The organism is Diaphorobacter sp. C33, from assembly GCF_030503915.1.
GTDB classification, from domain to species: domain Bacteria; phylum Pseudomonadota; class Gammaproteobacteria; order Burkholderiales; family Burkholderiaceae_C; genus Diaphorobacter; species Diaphorobacter nitroreducens.
This window is the reverse complement of sequence record NZ_CP129980.1, coordinates 2,523,454-2,540,000: the sequence shown is the minus strand read 5'-3', so window position 1 is coordinate 2,540,000 and position 16,547 is coordinate 2,523,454. Positions and strand designations below refer to the sequence as shown.

General features: G+C 63.0%; 12 protein-coding genes and 2 rRNA genes. 12 read left to right on the top strand and 2 right to left on the bottom strand.

The window, feature by feature from the left end:
• Window positions 1-292 precede the first annotated feature (292 nt).
• The 9 genes from QY917_RS11960 (at window position 293) to QY917_RS11920 (ending at window position 11,071) form a co-directional block, all read left to right on the top strand.
• Window positions 293-3,168, top strand: a 23S ribosomal RNA gene (locus QY917_RS11960).
• A 120-nt stretch (window positions 3,169-3,288) separates the two neighbouring features.
• Window positions 3,289-3,401, top strand: a 5S ribosomal RNA gene (rrf, locus tag QY917_RS11955).
• A gap of 219 nt (window positions 3,402-3,620) precedes the next feature.
• Entirely contained in the window at window positions 3,621-4,031 is a 411-nt protein-coding gene (locus tag QY917_RS11950) for a MerR family DNA-binding transcriptional regulator (protein ID WP_123676852.1), read from the top strand.
• A gap of 127 nt (window positions 4,032-4,158) precedes the next feature.
• Window positions 4,159-5,349, top strand: a complete 1,191-nt coding sequence (locus tag QY917_RS11945; protein ID WP_015914331.1) for an isovaleryl-CoA dehydrogenase — start codon at window positions 4,159-4,161, stop codon at window positions 5,347-5,349.
• Between the two features lie 55 nt (window positions 5,350-5,404).
• The gene (can, locus tag QY917_RS11940) at window positions 5,405-6,067 is read left to right on the top strand and encodes a carbonate dehydratase (RefSeq protein WP_015914330.1); all 663 of its coding nucleotides are present in this window, start codon (window positions 5,405-5,407) and stop codon (window positions 6,065-6,067) included.
• A gap of 36 nt (window positions 6,068-6,103) precedes the next feature.
• Entirely contained in the window at window positions 6,104-7,933 is a 1,830-nt protein-coding gene (aceK, locus tag QY917_RS11935; protein ID WP_123676851.1) for a bifunctional isocitrate dehydrogenase kinase/phosphatase, read from the top strand.
• A complete protein-coding gene (locus QY917_RS11930; protein WP_103738677.1) occupies window positions 7,930-9,120 on the top strand; it encodes an acetyl-CoA C-acyltransferase in 1,191 nt (396 codons plus the stop codon). The genes aceK and QY917_RS11930 overlap by 4 nt, the downstream gene beginning before the upstream one ends.
• 102 nt (window positions 9,121-9,222) lie before the next feature.
• Window positions 9,223-9,891, top strand: coding sequence for an SDR family oxidoreductase (locus QY917_RS11925; RefSeq protein ID WP_015914327.1), 669 nt, complete (start codon window positions 9,223-9,225; stop codon window positions 9,889-9,891).
• A gap of 49 nt (window positions 9,892-9,940) precedes the next feature.
• Entirely contained in the window at window positions 9,941-11,071 is a 1,131-nt protein-coding gene (locus QY917_RS11920) for an acyl-CoA dehydrogenase family protein (RefSeq protein WP_015914326.1), read from the top strand.
• A 70-nt stretch (window positions 11,072-11,141) separates the two neighbouring features.
• Here QY917_RS11920 and QY917_RS11915 read toward each other — a convergent pair whose 3' ends face one another.
• Window positions 11,142-11,609, bottom strand: coding sequence for a DUF421 domain-containing protein (locus QY917_RS11915; RefSeq protein WP_015914325.1), 468 nt, complete (start codon window positions 11,607-11,609; stop codon window positions 11,142-11,144).
• Window positions 11,610-11,664: 55 nt separating this feature from the next.
• Here QY917_RS11915 and QY917_RS11910 point away from each other — a divergent pair, with 55 nt between their 5' ends.
• The gene (locus QY917_RS11910) at window positions 11,665-12,063 is read left to right on the top strand and encodes a YchJ family protein (RefSeq protein ID WP_123676850.1); all 399 of its coding nucleotides are present in this window, start codon (window positions 11,665-11,667) and stop codon (window positions 12,061-12,063) included.
• An 85-nt stretch (window positions 12,064-12,148) separates the two neighbouring features.
• On the opposite strand, the gene QY917_RS11905 is transcribed toward QY917_RS11910, so the two are convergent.
• Window positions 12,149-13,660 carry an ABC transporter substrate-binding protein gene (locus QY917_RS11905; protein ID WP_123676849.1) on the bottom strand — a complete coding sequence of 504 codons (1,512 nt, stop codon included), beginning with the start codon at window positions 13,658-13,660 and terminating at the stop codon, window positions 12,149-12,151.
• A gap of 124 nt (window positions 13,661-13,784) precedes the next feature.
• Between QY917_RS11905 and QY917_RS11900 the strand changes: the two genes are divergently transcribed.
• On the top strand, window positions 13,785-15,836 hold the full coding sequence (locus QY917_RS11900; RefSeq protein ID WP_123676848.1) for a diguanylate cyclase: 2,052 nt from the start codon (window positions 13,785-13,787) through the stop codon (window positions 15,834-15,836).
• The gene (locus tag QY917_RS11895) at window positions 15,826-16,506 is read left to right on the top strand and encodes an HAD family phosphatase (protein ID WP_123676847.1); all 681 of its coding nucleotides are present in this window, start codon (window positions 15,826-15,828) and stop codon (window positions 16,504-16,506) included. The genes QY917_RS11900 and QY917_RS11895 overlap by 11 nt, the downstream gene beginning before the upstream one ends.
• The last annotated feature ends 41 nt before the right edge of the window (window positions 16,507-16,547 follow it).

Here is a 16,547-nt window from a genome sequence, read left to right as displayed (position 1 = left end):
GTTGATCGAGATAGTTCGATCAATCGGCTGTTCTTTAAAAATTCATAGAGTCGAATCAGCGTTGCTAGCGGAAAGCACTGAAAAGTGCACCGTGCCGCTAGCAACCTAAATTTGATTGCGTCAAAACGAACGAAAGCAATTTTGTTCAAGTAATGACGAATCGTTCTCTAGGCTGCGTTGAAAGACGCAACCGAAGAAACATTCACATTACGGCATAACGCGCGAGGTGAAAGACCTCGCAAGTCTTTGAACTCGAAATGGCGATTTCTTGCAAAAGAAGTCAAAGTTATAGGGTCAAGTGACTAAGAGCATGTGGTGGATGCCTTGGCGATGATAGGCGACGAAAGACGTGATAGCCTGCGATAAGCTTCGGGGAGCTGGCAAATAAGCTTTGATCCGGAGATTTCTGAATGGGGAAACCTACCCGCAAGGGTATCGCTGACTGAATACATAGGTCAGCGAGGCGAACCGGGTGAACTGAAACATCTCAGTAGCTCGAGGAAAAGACATCAACCGAGATTCCGAAAGTAGTGGCGAGCGAAATCGGAGGAGCCTTCTAGTGATAGCACGACTGTTAGCAAAGCGGCATGGAAAGGCCGGCCATAGTGGGTGATAGCCCCGTATGCGAAAACAGACGTGTGGTACTGAGCTAGAGAAAAGTAGGGCGGGGCACGAGAAACCCTGTCTGAACATGGGGGGACCATCCTCCAAGGCTAAATACTCATCATCGACCGATAGTGAACCAGTACCGTGAGGGAAAGGCGAAAAGAACCCCGGGAGGGGAGTGAAATAGATCCTGAAACCGCATGCTTACAAAAAGTCGGAGCCCTTAGGGGTGACGGCGTACCTTTTGTATAATGGGTCAGCGACTTACATTCAGTGGCGAGCTTAACCGAATAGGGGAGGCGTAGAGAAATCGAGTCCGAACAGGGCGTTCAGTCGCTGGGTGTAGACCCGAAACCAAGTGATCTATCCATGGCCAGGATGAAGGTGCCGTAACAGGTACTGGAGGTCCGAACCGACTAGTGTTGCAAAACTAGCGGATGAGCTGTGGATAGGGGTGAAAGGCTAAACAAACTTGGAAATAGCTGGTTCTCTCCGAAAACTATTTAGGTAGTGCCTCAAGTATTACCTGCGGGGGTAGAGCACTGTTTTGGCTAGGGGGTCATGGCGACTTACCAAACCAAGGCAAACTCCGAATACTGCAGAGTACAGCTTGGGAGACAGAGCACCGGGTGCTAACGTCCGGACTCAAGAGGGAAACAACCCAGACCGCCAGCTAAGGTCCCTAAAATTGGCTAAGTGGGAAACGAAGTGGGAAGGCTAAAACAGTCAGGATGTTGGCTTAGAAGCAGCCATCATTTAAAGAAAGCGTAATAGCTCACTGATCGAGTCGTCCTGCGCGGAAGATGTAACGGGGCTAAGCCAGTTACCGAAGCTGCGGATGTGCAATTTATTGCACGTGGTAGGAGAGCGTTCTGTAAGCCTGTGAAGGTGTCTGGTAACGGATGCTGGAGGTATCAGAAGTGCGAATGCTGACATGAGTAGCGTTAAAGCGGGTGAAAAGCCCGCTCGCCGTAAGCGCAAGGTTTCCTACGCAACGTTCATCGGCGTAGGGTGAGTCGGCCCCTAAGGCGAGGCAGAGATGCGTAGCTGATGGGAAACAGGTCAATATTCCTGTACCGATCAATAGTGCGATGTGGGGACGGAGAAGGTTAGCTCAGCCAACTGTTGGATATGTTGGTTCAAGCCTGTAGTCGTGCCTGGTAGGCAAATCCGCCGGGCTTAGATGAGGGGTGATAACGAGTCTGCTTGCAGACGAAGTGAGTGATACCCTGCTTCCAGGAAAAGCCACTAAGCTTCAGCTATTGACGACCGTACCGCAAACCGACACTGGTGCGCGAGATGAGTATTCTAAGGCGCTTGAGAGAACTCAGGAGAAGGAACTCGGCAAATTGATACCGTAACTTCGGGAGAAGGTATGCCGCAAGTAGGTGAACTTGTACAAAGGGAGCCCAAAGCGGTTGCAAAAAATCGGTGGCTGCGACTGTTTAATAAAAACACAGCACTCTGCAAACACGAAAGTGGACGTATAGGGTGTGACGCCTGCCCGGTGCTGGAAGATTAAATGATGGGGTGCAAGCTCTTGATTGAAGTCCCAGTAAACGGCGGCCGTAACTATAACGGTCCTAAGGTAGCGAAATTCCTTGTCGGGTAAGTTCCGACCTGCACGAATGGCGTAACGATGGCCACACTGTCTCCTCCTGAGACTCAGCGAAGTTGAAATGTTTGTGATGATGCAATCTCCCCGCGGAAAGACGGAAAGACCCCATGAACCTTTACTGTAGCTTTGTATTGGACTTTGAACGGATCTGTGTAGGATAGGTGGGAGGCTTTGAAGTGAGGTCGCTAGATCTCATGGAGCCAACGTTGAAATACCACCCTGGTGCGTTTGAGGTTCTAACCTAGGTCCATTAGCTGGATCGGGGACAGTGCATGGTAGGCAGTTTGACTGGGGCGGTCTCCTCCCAAAGCGTAACGGAGGAGTTCGAAGGTACGCTAGTTACGGTCGGACATCGTGACGATAGTGCAATGGCATAAGCGTGCTTAACTGCGAGACTGACAAGTCGAGCAGATGCGAAAGCAGGACATAGTGATCCGGTGGTTCTGTATGGAAGGGCCATCGCTCAACGGATAAAAGGTACTCTGGGGATAACAGGCTGATACCGCCCAAGAGTTCATATCGACGGCGGTGTTTGGCACCTCGATGTCGGCTCATCTCATCCTGGGGCTGTAGTCGGTCCCAAGGGTATGGCTGTTCGCCATTTAAAGAGGTACGTGAGCTGGGTTTAAAACGTCGTGAGACAGTTTGGTCCCTATCTTCCGTGGGCGCTGCAGATTTGAGGAAGCCTGCTCCTAGTACGAGAGGACCGGAGTGGACACACCTCTGGTGTATCGGTTGTCACGCCAGTGGCATTGCCGAGTAGCTAAGTGTGGAAGAGATAACCGCTGAAAGCATCTAAGCGGGAAACTCGTTTCAAGATGAGATCTGCCGGGGCCTTGAGCCCCCTGAAGGGTCGTTGTAGACCACGACGTTGATAGGCTGGGTGTGGAAGTGCAGCAATGCATTAAGCTAACCAGTACTAATTGCCCGTGCGGCTTGACCCTATAACTTTGACTGCCAATCGCAGCTCAAGACTGTTATGCCAAGTACGCAATCAAATCCACGCTGATTCACAGACTCTATGAATTCGCTGTGCAGTCCTCACTGCTCAGCAACCCTTTATGCCTGATGACCATAGCAAGTTGGTCCCACTCCTTCCCATCCCGAACAGGACAGTGAAACGACTTCGCGCCGATGATAGTGCGGGTTCCCGTGTGAAAGTAGGTCATCGTCAGGCTCTTACAGCCCAAACCGCCCTCCCACTACAACAGTGGGAGGGCGTTTTGCTTTGGGCTTGAGCGGTCAATCAACATCGGCCGGCACACAGCATTCAACAACTCCCAGTTGCCGTAGATCTACATCTGCTTGATGTGTTGACGGGGATGTATCTGCTGTAGCATTGACGTTCACGTCAACTAATACGCTACATTGGAGCAGATCTCCCGGTCTGCAATGCATGGCTACTTACACCATCAGTGACCTTGCCAAAGAATTCGATCTCACGACTCGCGCCATGCGGTTCTACGAGGACATGGGCTTGCTGCGTCCGGAACGGGCAGGTCCAGGGGGGCGGAATCGGATTTACAGCGCACGCGATCGCACACGGCTCAAATTGACACTGCGGGCAAAGCGCCTGGGTCTATCGCTTACCGAAGCCAAAGAAATCATCGACCTCTACGACAGCCCTCGTGACACGGGGGTGCAACTGCGCAAGTTCCTAGAGGTTCTTGCGATTCATCGTAGGCAGTTGGAGTCCCAGATGATGGACCTGCAAGCCAATCTGGACGAGGTGCGGGAGCATGAGCGCGAGGCTCAAGAACTGCTTCAAAAAATTGAGGCCCCAACGCCCAAAGTCGTGGATAATTGACGTTTACGTAAACGTCATATTTGCGCGTCCTGGCTTTGTCCGGCCTGTAGCGTCGTCGTCTTGGACGTATCGCAGTGGGGACATCGAGCCAACGACCCGTGAGAGATCATCTTCCGAGGAGACACCCATGAGCACCGCCACCCAGTTGCCAGGCCTGAACTTTCAGTTGGGCGAAGACATTGACGCCCTGCGCGACGCGGTGCGCGAATTCGCGCAAGCCGAGATTGCGCCTCGCGCTGCCGAGATCGATCGCAACGACCAGTTTCCCATGGACCTGTGGCGCAAGTTCGGTGATCTGGGCGTGTTGGGTATTACCGTGCCGGAGCAATACGGTGGTGCCGACATGGGCTACCTCGCGCACATGGTGGCCATGGAGGAAATTTCTCGCGCCAGCGCATCGGTGGGTTTGAGCTACGGCGCGCACAGCAACCTGTGCGTGAACCAGATCAACCGCAATGGCAACGAAGCACAGCGTAAGAAATACCTGCCCAAGCTGATCAGCGGGGAGCACGTTGGCGCCCTCGCCATGAGCGAGCCCGGTGCCGGCTCCGACGTGATCAGCATGAAGCTGCGTGCGGAGGACAAGGGCGGCTACTACCTGCTCAACGGTTGCAAGATGTGGATCACCAATGGTCCGGATGCCGACACGCTGGTGGTGTACGCCAAGACCGAGCCTGAACTGGGTGCGCGCGGCGTGACCGCCTTCCTTATCGAAAAAGGCATGCAAGGCTTCAGCATTGCGCAGAAGCTCGACAAACTCGGCATGCGCGGCAGTCATACGGGGGAACTGGTGTTCCAGAACGTCGAGGTACCGGCTGAGAACGTGCTGGGCGGCGTGAACAACGGTGCCAAGGTGCTGATGAGCGGCCTGGACTACGAGCGCGCCGTACTGACGGGTGGGCCGCTGGGCATCATGCAGAGCGTGATGGACAACGTGGTGCCCTACATCCACGACCGCAAGCAGTTCGGCCAGAGCATTGGCGAGTTCCAGCTCATCCAGGGCAAGGTGGCCGACATGTACACCGTGCTCCAGGCGGGCCGCTCGTTCGCCTACACGGTGGCCAAGAACCTGGACATGCTGGGTTCCGACCACGTGCGCCAGGTGCGCAAGGATTGCGCCAGCGTCATCCTCTGGTGCGCCGAGAAAGCCACTTGGATGGCCGGCGAAGGTGTGCAGATCTACGGTGGCAACGGCTATATCAACGAATACCCGCTAGGTCGCCTGTGGCGGGATGCGAAACTCTACGAAATCGGCGCCGGTACCAGCGAGATCCGCCGCATGCTGATCGGCCGGGAGCTGTTTGCCGAAACCTGCTGATGGCCCGCGCCGACGCCGCTCATTCATTCACAGCAAGAAGAAAAGGATTGCCTTTATGACCACCGCCTCCATCGACGAGCTGTTTGCCCACAACCGCGAGTGGGCGGAACGGATGGAGCGTGACCGGCCGGGTTTCTTCACCGGCTTGTTGGCGCAGCAGAAACCGCGCTACATGTGGATCGGTTGCTCCGACAGCCGCGTACCGGCCAACCAGATCACGGGGCTGGAGCCGGGCGAGGTGTTCGTCCACCGTAACATCGCCAACGTGGTCGTGCCCACCGACCTCAACTGCCTGTCGACCATCCAGTACGCGGTCGACCAGCTCAAGGTCGAGCACCTGATGGTCGTGGGGCACTACGGCTGCGGTGGTGTATTGGCGGCGCTGCAGGACGCACGCATTGGTTTGGCGGATAACTGGATCCGCCATGTGAAGGACGTGCGCGACAAGCACGCCGCCCTGCTTGAAGGCATGGACGTGCAATGGCGCCACGACGCGCTGTGCGAACTCAACGCGATCGAGCAGGTGATGAACATCGCCCACTCCACGGTGATGCAGGATGCCTGGGCGCGTGGCCAGAAGGTGCAGTTGCACGGATGGTGCTACAGCCTGAACAACGGCTTGATCACCAATCTGCAGATGTCTGTACCTGACGTGGCGGGGCTCGGCGAGGCGCACCGCCAGGCGGTGGCCCTGGTGGCCAGCCGCGTGCGCCAATAGGGCGCACCGCACTGCGCGCGGTTCTGCAGGCACGGCATGTTTCCCGAGCGACTCGATGCCCCGCAGGCCTACGACATCGCCAAGGCGATGATGGATGGCTTCAACCGCCACTACCGCCTGTTTCGCGCCGAGTCTGCGCGCGCCAAGCACCGCTTCGAGACCGCCGACTGGCATGGCCAGCAACGCGCCCAGCGCGAGCGCATCGAGTTCTACGATCTGCGCGTCAAGGAGTGCGTGCGCCGCCTCGACAAGGAGTTCCACGCGGGCGACCAGTCCATGGAGGTGTGGCACCAGATCAAGCTGCACTACATCGGGCTCATGGTGAACCACCTGCAGCCCGAGCTGGCCGAGACCTTCTTCAATTCGGTCACCACCAAGATCCTGCACCGCACGCACTTCCATAACGACTTCATCTTCGTGCGACCCGCGGTGAGCACGGAGTACATCGAAAGCGACGACCCCGGGGCGCGGCCCACCTATCGCGCCTACTACCCGTCGCGCGACAACCTGCACGAGACCGTTGTGCGCATCGTCGAGCACTGCGCCCTGCAGCGGGACTTTGAGGACCTGCCGCGCGATGCGGGCCACGTGGTGCAGGCCCTGCAGCAGCGCCTGGGCGCGGTCAAGCTGCGCACCAACTTTCAGGTCCAGGTGCTGTCCAGCCTGTTCTTTCGCAACAAGGGCGCGTACCTGGTCGGCAAGGTCATCAACGGCTATAACGAACTGCCGTTTGCGTTGCCCATCCTGCATGGTGAGGATGGTCGCCTGCTGATCGACGCCGTGCTGTTCGGCGAGAACGACCTGCAGATGCTGTTCTCCTTTGCGCGGGCCTACTTCATGGTGGACATGGAGATCCCCAGTGCCTACGTGCAGTTCTTGCGCAGCCTCATGCCGCGCAAGCCCCGTGCCGAGCTCTACACCGCGCTGGGCTTGGCCAAGCAGGGCAAAACGCTGTTCTACCGCGATTTCCTGCACCACCTGCGTTATTCCACCGACAAATTCCGCATCGCCCCCGGCATCAAGGGCATGGTGATGCTGGTGTTCGACCTGCCGAGCTTTCCTTACGTCTTCAAGCTCATCAAGGATCAGTTCCCAGCACCGAAGGACACCACGCGTGAACAGGTGCAGGGCAAGTACCTGCTGGTCAAGCAGCACGACCGCGTGGGGCGGATGGCCGACACGCTGGAATACAGCCTGGTTGCCTTTCCCCGCGAGCGTTTTTCCGACGAACTCATCGAGGAGATCCGCAGGCATGCGCCGAGCCAGATGGAGATCAGCGACCGCGACGGCGATGGCCGCCAGGAGGTCATCATTGCGCACCTGTACATCGAGCGGCGCATGATCCCGCTGAATATCCACCTGCAGGAATGCTTCGATACCGGGCTCGACAAGCCCGAGGCACGCAGCGCGCTGGAGCATGCCGTCACCGAGTACGGCAACGCCATCAAGGACATGGTCGCCGCCAACATCTTCCCCGGCGACATGCTCTGGAAGAACTTCGGCATCACCCGCAATGGCAAGGTCGTGTTCTACGACTATGACGAGATCGAGTACCTCACCGACTGCAACTTCCGCCGCGTGCCGCCGCCGCGTTGCGAGGAGGATGAAGTGTCTGGCGAGGTCTGGTGGCCCGTGGGGCCGCACGATGTGTTCCCCGAGACCTTCGGCCCGTTCCTGCTGGGTAACGACGCCGTGCGCGAGGCGTTCATGCGCCACCACGCCGACCTGCTGGACGTGGAGTTCTGGCAGTCGCACAAGGAACGCATCCAGGCCGGCCACGTGTACGACGTGTTTCCCTATGACAGCGCGCGGCGCTTTCGCTGCGCAAGCTCTTCTTCATTTCAAACCCAAGGAGATTCCACATGAGCCAACACCACGACCCCGTCGTCATCGTCAGCGCCGCGCGCACGCCCATGGGCGCTTTCATGAGCGACTTTGCCGACCTCGCGGCGCATGACTTGGGCGGCGCTGCCATCAAGGCCGCCGTCGAGCGTGCCGGCATTGCCCCCGAGAAGGTGGACGAGGTGCTGTTCGGCAACTGTTTGATGGCCGGCCAGGGCCAGGCGCCTGCGCGCCAGGCAGGCTTCAAGGGTGGGTTGCCGCAGAGCACCGGCGCGGTGACGCTGTCCAAGATGTGCGGCGCGGGCATGGAGGCCACCATCCTGGCCCATGACCAGCTGATCGCCGGCAGCCGCGACGTGATGGTCTCCGGCGGCATGGAGAGCATGACCAACGCCCCCTACCTGCTCAAGAAAGGGCGCGGCGGCTACCGCATGGGCCATGACAAGGTGTACGACCACATGATGCTCGATGGCCTGGAAGACGCCTACGAGGCCGGCCGCTCCATGGGCACCTTCGGTGAGGACTGCGCCGCCAAGTACAGCTTCACGCGCGAGCAGCAGGACGCCTTTGCCATCGAAAGCGTCAAGCGCGCGCAGCAGGCGACGCAAAGCGGCGCCTTCGCCACCGAGATCACACCCGTCACGGTCAAGACCCGCAAGGGCGATGTGACGGTGAGCATCGACGAAGGCCCGGCCAAGGCCAAGCTGGACAAGATCGCCGGCCTCAAGCCCGCGTTCAAGAAGGACGGCACCATCACCGCCGCCTCCAGCTCCAGCATCAACGACGGCGCCGCCGCCCTGGTGCTGATGCGCCAGTCCACCGCCCAGCAACTGGGCTGCAAGCCCCTGGCCAAGATCGTGGCGCACGCTACGCATTCGCAAGCGCCCGAGTGGTTCACCACCGCACCCGTGGGTGCAACCCAGAAGGCCCTGAAGAAGGCCGGCTGGACGGTGCAGGACGTGGACCTGTGGGAGGTGAACGAGGCCTTCGCCGTCGTGCCCATGGCGCTGATGGCCGAGCTGAACGTGCCGCACGACAAGGTCAACGTGCATGGCGGCGCTTGCGCTCTGGGCCACCCCATCGGCGCCAGCGGCGCGCGCATCATCGTGACATTGATCCACGCGCTGCAGCGCCATGGCAAGAAGAAGGGCCTGGCCACGCTGTGCATCGGCGGCGGCGAAGGCACGGCCATGGCCATCGAACTGGTCTGACCCGCCAGCCATGGGCGCCCCTGCACACGCAGTGGCGCTCTTTTTTTAATAGCTGCTAGCGCTTGCTGAATAAGCGCTGGAGGCCTATTTGGCTTATCACTTATGTCCACAGTCCTGGTGATTGGAGCGTCGCGCGGCATCGGTCTGGAGCTGGTGCGCCAGTACGCGGCCGACGGCTGGCGCGTGCTGGCCACGGTGCGTGACGAAGCCGGCCGCGCGCGCGTGCAGGCGCTCGGCGCGCAGGCCCTCACCGTGGACGTGGCCCAGCCCGCCAGCGTAAGCGGACTGGCCTGGATGCTGGACGGCGAAAAGCCCGACCTGGCGTTGTATGTCGCAGGCGTGATGCGCCGCCCCGGTGCGCGCACCCCGCCCACGCGCGAGGACTTCGACGCCGTCATGCACACCAACGTGCTGGGCGCCATGCAGGTCATTCCGCAGGTGGCGCCGCTGGTGGAGGCCGCGGGCGGCGTGTTTGCCTTCGTGTCCTCGTCCATGTCGCTGATCGGCGGCGTGCCGGACAGCAACGCTTGGCTGTACCGCACCAGCAAGGCAGCGCTGAACATGGCCGTGGCAGCGGCGCAGCACGATTACCCGGCCGCGACGCTCGTCACCATCGACCCCGGCTGGGTGCAGACCGACATGGGCGGCGAGGCCGCTCCGCTCACCGTGGCCGACAGCGTACGCGGCATGCGCGCGGTGCTGGCGCAGGTCACACCCGCGGACCGCGCACGCCTGCTGCACCACGACGGCCGGCGCGCCACGCACTGGTAAGCCCGCGCAACGCGCCACTTCAAGAACCACTGAACCCTACGGAGACACGATGCTGCTGACCCAAGACCAGGAAATGATCCGCGACGCCGTGCGCGACTTCGCCCAGCAGGAGCTGTGGCCGAATGCCGCGCGCTGGGACAAGGAACACCACTTTCCACGCGAGGCGCACCAGGGCCTGGCCGCACTGGGCGCTTACGGCATCTGCGTGCCCGAGGATCTGGGCGGTGCGGGCCTGGACTACCTGACGCTGGCCCTGGTGCTGGAAGAAATCGCCGCCGGCGACGGTGGCACGAGCACCGCGATCAGCGTGACCAACTGCCCGGTCAACGCCATCCTCATGCGCTACGGCAACGCGCAGCAGCAGCGCGACTGGCTCACGCCCCTGGCGCGCGGCGAGATGCTGGGCGCGTTCTGCCTGACCGAGCCGCATGTGGGCTCCGACGCTTCGGCCTTGCGCACGACGGCCGTCAAAGAAGGCAACGAGTACGTCATCAACGGCGTCAAGCAGTTCATCACCAGTGGCAAGAACGGGCATGTGGCCATCGTGATTGCCGTGACCGACAAGGGTGCGGGCAAGAAAGGCATGAGCGCGTTCCTGGTGCCCACGAATACGCCCGGCTACGTGGTCGCGCGCCTGGAGGACAAGCTGGGCCAGCACAGCAGCGACACGGCGCAGATCAACTTCGACCACTGCCGCATCCCGGCCGAGAACCTCATTGGAGCGGAGGGCGAGGGCTACAAGATCGCGCTGGGCGCGCTCGAAGGTGGCCGCATCGGTATCGCCGCGCAAAGCGTGGGCATGGCACGCAGCGCGTTTGATGCGGCGCTGGCGTACTCGAAAGAGCGCGAAAGCTTCGGCCAGCCCATCTTCAACCACCAGGCCGTGGGATTTCGCCTGGCCGACTGCGCCACGCAGATCGAGGCCGCGCGCCAGCTCATCTGGCACGCCGCCGCGCTGCGCGATGCGGGGCGCCCCTGCCTGAAGGAAGCTGCCATGGCCAAGCTCTTCGCCAGCGAGATGGCCGAGCGCGTGTGCAGTGCCGCCATCCAGACACTGGGCGGCTATGGTGTGGTGAACGACTTCCCGGTGGAGCGCATCTACCGCGACGTGCGCGTGTGCCAGATCTACGAAGGCACGAGCGACGTGCAGAAGATCATCATCCAGCGTGCGCTGGCGTGATGGTGCTATTGATTGAATAGCTGCTCGCGCCCGCCAGACGGGCGCGACAGGCCATTTTGATGTAAAAGCGTCAGCGCTTCTTGAGCACCACGGTGATGGTGCCGTTGGTCTCCAGCGTGGCGCGCTCCACCTCGTGGGTGTGCAGGCAGCCGCCCATGCGCAGCGCGGCAGCCAGGTCGCTGGGAGAGATCAGCTCGCGCCGCAACAGCGCCTCGTCCACCTGTCCGTCCTGCACGACCACCTGCGCGTGGCCGTCGATCAGGCGTTCCAGCCACCGCATGCGGAACGTGAGCTGCGCCAGCGCCACATGGCACAGGATCAATGTGGAGGCCGAGATCAGCCCGCCGATGAGCGAGTTGTCACCCGCGTTCATTGAGTTCTGCACCGCGTTCGAGAGGATCAGGAGCAACACCAGATCGAACGGTGCGTACTGCCCCGTCTGGCGCTTGCCCGTCAGGCGCAGAAACACCAGCAAAAAGACATACACCACCACGCCGCGCAGCACGAATTCCCACCACGGAACACCCATAGACCACATGCAAGGCTCCCCATCTGCAACGTGAGGGGGGCAGTCTACGTTCAATAATCGCCGCATGACCTTGCCGATCTGCCCCTGCGGCGCCACCCACCGGCGCCGGCCCCTGGCCTATGCCGACTGCTGCGGCCGCTACGTGGAGCAGTTCGACGCCGAGCCCGCGCCCAGCGCCGAGGCGCTCATGCGCTCGCGCTACAGCGCCTTCGTGCGCGAGAACGCCGCCTATTTGTTGGCCACCTGGCACGCCAGCACCCGCCCGGCGCAACTCGACTTCGAACCCGGTGCCAAGTGGCTGGGCCTGGAGGTGCGCGCCGGCGCGCAGACCGGCGAGCACAGCGCCGAGGTCGAGTTCGTCGCCCGCTACCGCGTGGGCGGACGTGGCGTTCGCCTGCATGAACGCAGCCGCTTCGTGCGCGAGCAGGGGCGCTGGTATTACGTGGACGGCGACCTGAAGTGACACCAGGCTGCGGTCCTGGTGTTGTCGCGCCAAAGGCCTTTGCTGGTGAGCGCGAGAAGCTATTAAATTTGTAGTAATTCAGCCGTCATTCCCACCACATGCCGGCGACGTTGTGCACAAAGATGGGGTAGTTCATCCACGTGCCGCGCAACCCCTTGCGCACCACGGTGCCGATTTGCGGCGCGAAGATCCAGGCGTTGACGGCGTCCTGCGCCAGATGCCGCTGCATCTGGGAGAACAGCATCTGGCGCTCGCGCGCGTTGGTGGCGCTGGCGTGGCGCTCCACCAGGGCGCGAAAGGCCGGGCTGTCGTAGCCGAAGTAGTAGCCCGGATCGGTGTAGATGCGGTAGTCCAGCGGCTCCACATGATTGATGAGGGTCATGTCGAACTGGCCCTTGAACGGGCCCTGCAGCCACTGCTGCCAGCTCAGCTGCTGGATGTTGGCCTCGATGCCCACCTGGGCCAGGTCGCGGGCGATCAATGGCCCGCCCACGTGTGCGTACGGTGCGGGCGGCAGGGCCAGTTCCAGCCGCAGCGGCGTCTGCACCCCAGCCTGTTTCAGCAGGGCGCGTGCGCGGGTGGGGTCGTAGGGGTGCAGGCTGGCCAGGTGCACATAACCCGCGTCCGTGGGACTGAAGTGGCTGCCGATCACCACGCCGCGCCCATCCAGCGCGGTGCGGATAAAGCCCTCGCGGTCGATGGCGTGGGTGATGGCGCGGCGCACGCGCACGTCGTCCAGGGGTTTGCTGCGATGGTTCAACGCCAGCATCCCCTTGCCGCCGGAGGCCCCGATCAACACCTGGTAATGGCTGTTGTCCTGAAAGCGCCGCACCGTCTGCGTGGCGAAGTTGAACAGCACGTCGATCTCACCCGCGCGCAGGGCGTTGTCCTGCGCCTCCAGGTCGTGCAGGAAGCGGTACACGGCGCGTTCCATGCGTACCTGGGCCGCGTGGCGGTGGGACTCGGCCTTGACCAGCGTGATGTGCTGGCCGCGCTCCCAGCGCTGTACGCGGTAGGGGCCCGTGCCCACCGGGGCGCTGGCCGCCTGTGCGGCCGTGTCCGGGTGCAGGATCACGGCCGGCCCCTCGCCCAGGCGGAAGAGCAGGTGCGGATCGGGGTGGTGCAGCGTGAGCGTGACGGTGTGCGCATCGGGCGTGACCACCGTGGCGATATTGTCGAAGAGCGCCTTGCGGGACTTGTTGGTGGAGCCGGGCGCGACGGCACGCTCGAAGCTGAAACGCACGGCCGCCGCGTTGAGCGCGCTGCCGTCGTGAAAGCGCACCCCCTGGCGCAGCCGGAAGGTGCACGCGAGGCCGTTCGGGTCGGCGTTCCAGGACTCGGCCAGCAGCGGCTGTACCGCGCCGTTTTCCGTGATCTGCGTCAGCCCCTCCAGCACGTTGTAGTGCGTCACCTCGCCCACGGCGGCGGCAGCGGCCATGGTGGGGTCCAGGCTGTCGGGCTCCAGGGAGAGGTTGATCACCACGGAGCGTTCCGCGGCACGCGGTGAGACCTGTGCGGCGGCCGGCGCGGCGCACAGCGCGAGGGCCTGGGCCAGGCAGGCACGGCGGGTGAGGGAAGCGGGAGGCTGCGCAGGCATGGGCTACACCATCAGGGATGGGGCCTGTGGCCCCGGTGCTCAAATGCTACAGACTGTGACATAGTAGGGGCACATTGGCTATTCCTATCGTCCCCTGCGGGTTCAACCCGCGCCGTTTTCACCCATGACTTCGCCTGTGGCCTCGCTCCGCCTACCGGCGCCTGCCCGCGCGTGGTGGGCGCTCGGGTTGCTTGTCGCCCTGCTGTTTGCGGCGATTGGCTGGGGGGTGCATGCCATCTACCAGGCGCGTGAGCAACGCTACCGCCATCAGATCGAAGGCGGCCTGCAGGCCGTGAACCACATGCAGGTGCGGGGGGTGACGGACTGGCGGCGCCGGCGCTTGCAGGAGGCGGCGGCACTCACCGACGACCGCCTTCTGGCACAGGCCGTGGCCCGCTGGCGCGCAACGGCGGCGCCTGACGCCGAACAGGCGGTGCGTGAGCGGTTGCGCATCCTGGTCGAGCATGTGCGCTATACCGCTGCCTATTTCGTCGATCCGCAGGGCCGGCTGATCCTGGATGCCGGCGGGCCGGCCACGGGCACGCTGCAGCCACCCGAGATGCGCGCGCTGGAGGGCGCGCTGGCGCGGGCCGAGCCCGGCGTTGTCGAGCTGCGCCGCGACCCGGCCTTCGCCTTTCCGTTCTTCGGATTGCTGGCGCCGCTGTACGACGGAACCGCGTCGCTGGGGGCCATCTGGCTGGTGATGGATGCGCGCACCACGCTCTACCCATTGCTGGAGACCTGGCCCACCAGCAGCCGCACCGCCGAATCGGTGCTGGTGGAGCGGCAGGAGGACACGGCCTTGTTCCTCAGCCCCTTGCGCCATCGCAGCGATGAACCACTGGCGCTGCGCCTTCCGGCGGAGCCGGGCAGCCGTGATCCCATGGTGCTGGCCGTCGCGGGCGTGCGGGGCGCCTTCTACGGCAGCGACTATCGCAACCAGCCGGTGCTGGCGGTGGCCAGCGCGGTGCCGGACTCGCCCTGGCTGCTGGTGTCCAAGGTGGACGTGGCCGACGCCTTCACCGCTGCCCAGCGGCGCGAATGGCTGGCCCTGAGCCTGTTCGTCAGCCTGGGGCTGCTGTCGCTGGGCTGCGTCGTGGTGCTGTGGCAGGGGCGGGCCTGGCGGCGCGAACGGGCGTTGAAGGCGGAGCTGGAGCGCAACCTGCGCTGGCTGGACAATGCGCAGAAGGCGGCCTCGGTGGGCTACTTCGTCTATGAGGGGCAGAGCGAGGCATTCATCATGTCGCGCATGGCCAGCGCCATCTTCGGCCTGCCATCCGACGGGCGCATGACGCTGCGCCAGTGGGTGGGGATGCTGCACCCCGACGAGCGCGCGCAGACCCTGGAGATCCACGGCCGTGCCATGAGCGAGCGCATTCCGCTGCGCACCCAGTACCGCATCCAACGCAACGGCGACGGCCAGGTGCGCTGGATCGAGGTGTGGGGCGAGTACGGCGACTCCGCCGGCGACGGCGAGCCGCTGCTCATGACCGGCACCGTGCAGGACATCACCGACCGCAAGCACACCGAGGACGAACTCGCGCGTTACCGCAACGCGCTGGAGTCGCAGGTTCGCATGGACCCGCTCACCCAGGTGGCCAACCGCCTGGCGCTGGACGAGGCCGTGGCGCGCGCCTGGAGCCAGGCGCTGCGCGAGGGTTCGTCGCTGGCGCTGCTGATGATCGACGTGGACCATTTCAAGGCCTACAACGACTATTACGGCCACGTGGCGGGCGACCTCTGCCTGCAGCGCGTAGCGTCGGCGCTGGCGTCGGCCTTGGGGCGGCCGGGTGACCTGCTGGCGCGCTATGGAGGCGAGGAATTCGCCGTGCTGCTGCCGGGCGCGGACGCCGATGCCGCCCTGGCCGTGGCGCACCGCCTGCAGGAGGTGCTGCGCGCCCTGTCGCTGGAGCACCGCGCCAACCCGGGCGGATTCACCGTCACCGCAAGCATGGGCCTGGCCCACCTGCGTCCGGCCGACGTCGTGTCCGCAGGCACCGAAACGCGCGCCGGCGTGGACGCGGCCCAGCCCCTGTTCCAGCAGGCAGACGCCGCGCTGTACCGCGCCAAACAGCTGGGCCGCGACCGCGTGGTGAGCTACGACGCGCAGTGCGCGGCCACCCTGTACGAGGCCGGGCAGCCCGCGCCTGCGATCATGCTGACCTATGACATTTGAAGCGATATTGTTCGATTGCGACGGCGTGCTGGTGGACAGCGAGCCCATTACCAACGGCGTGCTGTGCGAGATGCTCAATGAAGCCGGCTGGCTGCTGGCGCCCGAGGAGTGCATGCGCCTGTTCATCGGCAAGACCGTGCGCAGCGAGGCTGCGCGCATCGAGGCCGAGACGGGCCGCCCGCTCACCGACGTGTGGATGGCCGAGTTCTACGCGCGCCGCAACGCACGCCTGCAGGCCGAGTTGGTAGCCATCCCCAACGCGCCCCAAGCCGTGCGCGCCGTGCACGGGCTGCTGCAGGGGCGCATCGCCTGTGCCTCCGGCGCCGACCGGCAGAAGGTGGAGATGCAACTGGCGCAGGTGGGCCTGGCGCCGCTGTTCGCGGGACGCGTTTTCAGCGGCCACGAGATGCCCGCCACCAAGCCTGCACCCGACGTGTACCTGGCAGCGGCCGCAGCCGTGGGCGTGCCGCCCCTGCGCTGCCTGGTGGTGGAAGACACGGTGACGGGCGTCACGGCCGGCGTGGCCGCGGGCGCCACGGTGCTGGGCTACAGCCCGTCGCCCGTGGGCCATGGCTCTGCCGAGGCGCTGCGCGCCGCTGGCGCCGTGCAGGTCATGGCCGATATGGCAGAACTGCCTGCGCTGCTGCAGGCCATGCGGGTTGCGGTTTAAGCCAAATTGGGCTCTAGCGCTTGCTGGGTAAGCGCTAGCAG